Raw genomic sequence first — 3,662 nt, forward strand, 5'->3', positions numbered from 1 at the left:
AATTGAGGATGCTGAAGCAGTAGGTGCCAATTTTTGGCAAACATTTTTTTATGTCAGAATACCTTCTTTGATGCCGATTTATACCTCACTTTCACTTAATCATTTTGAAATTGCAGTAAGAAGTGCTGCGACACTTGGTTTAGTAGGTGCTGGTGGAATTGGAGCGCCATTAATTTTTGCGATTCAAACCCGTAGTTGGGGAAAAGTTAGCATTATTTTACTCGGTGTAGTGTTAACCGTATTTATGCTTGATTTCATTACGGGAATTTTAAGAAAGAGATTACGATAAAATGAATATATTACATATCTCAGATATCCATTTTAGAAAAAGCTATAATCAGTTTGAAATGGGCTATAAAGGGATGATTTGGAAAATGGATAATCCTTTAAGACAATTAAAAATATGTTTAGATCATGTTAAAGAAAAAATGACGATTGGTTTACTGTTAATTAGTGGGGATTTAACAGAAGATGGCGGTGTTGAAGACTATGCTTATTTAAAAGAATGGTTATCTCAAGAAATAGGAGATATACCGATTGTCGTTACGCTTGGGAACCACGATATTAAACCAAATTTTCGCGTAGGATGGCTTAATGAAGCTCCATCAAATCAGCCTTATAACATAGTAAAAACATTTGATGAATTTCATGTTATTTCATTTGATAATTCTGTTTATGAAAGATCAGATGGCAGTATGACAGATAGCCAATTTAGTTGGTTAGAAGAACAATTAAAAGAATTTCAAGATAAACCTATTGTGTTAATGACACATCATCATTTATTAGAAGGTCAAAGCAGTACGCCTATTTTACCTGAGTCGAATCGCTTAATAAAAATGATCAGTGAATATCCTGCTGTACTGTGTTTATTAAATGGTCACACTCACCATGTATACAATGGGGATATTGGCGGTATTCAATACTATACAGTAGGAGGCATGTCCTTTGTAGGGGAAGATGAAGGAGAGGGCCAAGTTAGATTTGAGCAACGCTTTGGTTACAATACGTATCAAACTAACAAAGGAGAAATAAAGCAACAAACGAGTGAAAATTTTATTACAGGGAAAATAATCGCTCGAGTAAATATGATGGAAGAAAATTAAAAAAGGATTGAAAGATAATAAAAAAAGCAAACCTTTGCTGCTCGGGTCCATTACTAGCAGCAAAGGTTTTTTGTTTAAAAAAAGATACACTATATTCAAAAAAGAGTAGTGTATCAAAGTAGAAATGTGGTAGAATGAAAGCGATATCGAAAGAAGGTGGGATCAAATGAAGCGTAAAGATCTTATTTATCAATATGTGAAAAAAAATACAGAACAATTAACTGCTGAAGAACTAGATTTTGGCAGTGGATTAACGACGATTGAGATTTCTAAGGATTTAGATATCGTTCGGAGTAATGTCAGCAAAGAATTAAACGAACTGGTTCGCGAAGAAAAAATCGTTAAACTAAAAGGACGTCCTGTTCGTTATGTAGATGCTAGCTGTTTAAAGTGGAAGCCGCTTTCTAAAAAAGTGAGTTCTTATAAAGAACATACTTTATTGAAGAAAAATGAAGAACCGTCAAAGAAAGCACAAGCAAAGAAGCAAGGCAAAGATTTATTTGATTATATGATTGGGTCGAATGGCAGTTTGAAAAATCAGATGGAACAAGCGAAAGCTGCTATTTTTTATCCTCCTAAAGGGTTGAATAGTTTGATTATCGGACCTACTGGTTCAGGGAAAACTTTTTTTGCAAATGCGATGTACCAATATTCTCAAGCAAAAGGCGTGATCGACCAAGACAAATCGATGATCGTTTTCAACTGTGCAGATTATTCTCAAAATCCCCAATTGTTGATGTCTCATTTATTTGGGCATGCGAAAGGTTCTTTTACAGGAGCTTTAGAAGACAAAGATGGCCTGTTGCTTAAAGCAGATAATAATATGCTGTTTCTAGATGAAATCCATCGTTTGCCGCCAGAAGGACAAGAAATGCTATTTTACTTTATGGATAACGGAACTTTCCAGCGGATGGGCGATGCGGAAGAACGTTTAACTGCCAATGTGCGGATAATTTGTGCTACGACTGAAGATCCCGATTCAGCACTTTTAAAAACATTTGTACGGCGGATACCGATCACTATCCAATTGCCTGCTTTTAATGACCGGCCGGCAAAAGAACGTGTCCAATTATTAAAACTGCTTTTGTCCATAGAAGCAAAACGAATCGATAAACGTATTGTAGTGGATGAAAATGTCGTTAAGGCGCTCTTAGGCAGTGTAACTTATGGTAACGTAGGCCAGTTGAAATCAAATATTCAATTAGCTTGTGCCAAAGGATTTTTAAATAGTATGGATAATTACAGTGAAGTAATGATTACTATGGAAGATTTAACACCTGCTTTACAAGATGGGTTGATAAGTCTGGCTAAACGCCGAAATGAACTAAACGAGATTTCTAATTATTTGGAACCTAAACTTGTTTTGCACCCTGATGATTCTGTCTATATTTTGGAGAAAGACACCTATGAATTGCCATTTAACCTATATGAAATTATTGGAGACAAAGCAACCTTATTAAAAGCAGAAGGCGTTGACGCAGAAAATATTGAAAATTTTATTACTACGGATATTAATTTGCATTTAAAGTCATTCTATAAAACAAACAAATTAAACTTTGATAATGAACAAGGCTTAAAAGATATTGTTGATCAAGAAATCATTACCTTGACCAAAGAGATTTGGAAAATGGCAGAGGAGTATTTAAAGTATCAATTTAAAGATAATTTTCTATACGCTATGAGTTTGCATTTGAGTTCGTTTATTAAACGTTCTAGAGAAGGAACAGTTCAGACCAAAACAAATAAAGAACTAGAAAAATTGATTTCTAATTATCAAAAAGAATATGCAGTAGCTCTGATGATCAAAAAGCACATTAAAGAAAAATACCAAATAGTCGTTCCAGAAGTAGAGTGTTGGTATTTGACGATGTTATTAGTTTCTCTGAAAGAACAGAATTTGGTCGGACGGGTAGGGATAGTCGTAGCTGCTCATGGACGAAGTACTGCAACCAGTATGGTGCAAGTTGTAGCTAAACTGCTGAATGTTCAAAATATCGCTGCTGTAGATATGCCATTAGAGATGAACCCACATCGTGCTTATGATTTGGTTCATGATGCTGTTCAAACGGTTAATGAGGGCAATGGCGTGCTGTTGTTAGTAGATATGGGATCCTTAACTTCTTTTGGTACTAAGTTAATGCGTGAGATAGACATTCCGATCAAGACGATTGATATGGTGACGACACCAGTTGTGTTGGAAGCAGCACGGAAAACCTCACTGATGGACAGTCCGCTAAATGAGATCTATGATTCATTGAAAAGTTTTAGAGGATACAGTAACTTTTTAGATTATTCGCATCCTTCACAAGCAGAGGGTTTCAATAAAGAAATGAATCAGCCAAAAGCCATCATTACCATTTGCTCAACTGGAAAAGGCACAGCCGTCAGAATTAAACAGCGTGTTGAGGAGCTGCTTACTGAATTTATTGATGAGGAAATCGAAGTCTTTTCCATTTCTTTAATAGATATGGAAGCAACGATTAAGAAAATTTCAGAAGACCATCAAATTTTAGCGACTGCCGGAGTAAGCAATCCAAATATAGCAGCACCGCATTTAAC

At 35.4% G+C, this 3,662-nt stretch carries 3 protein-coding genes; all 3 read left to right on the forward strand.

Going from position 1 to position 3,662, the window contains the following annotated elements; translation table 11 throughout:
• A partial coding sequence (locus tag RT405_RS02535; RefSeq protein WP_313467289.1) for an ABC transporter permease subunit occupies positions 1 to 289 on the forward strand: 289 nt, incomplete at its 5' end.
• Position 290: 1 nt separating this feature from the next.
• Complete coding sequence (locus RT405_RS02540; protein ID WP_313467291.1) at positions 291 to 1,103, forward strand: metallophosphoesterase; 813 nt, start codon at positions 291 to 293, stop codon at positions 1,101 to 1,103.
• Between the two features lie 166 nt (positions 1,104 to 1,269).
• Positions 1,270 to 3,662: sigma 54-interacting transcriptional regulator (locus RT405_RS02545; protein ID WP_313467293.1), on the forward strand; the 2,393-nt coding region annotated here is incomplete at its 3' end.

The sequence above is a fragment of the Carnobacterium sp. genome, assembly GCF_032094055.1.
Classification (GTDB): domain Bacteria; phylum Bacillota; class Bacilli; order Lactobacillales; family Carnobacteriaceae; genus Carnobacterium_A.

Coding starts and splice junctions, on each gene's coding strand:
- RT405_RS02540 (WP_313467291.1), top strand. CDS start 291: ATGAATATATTACATATCTCAGATATCCATTTTAGAAAAAGCTATAAT.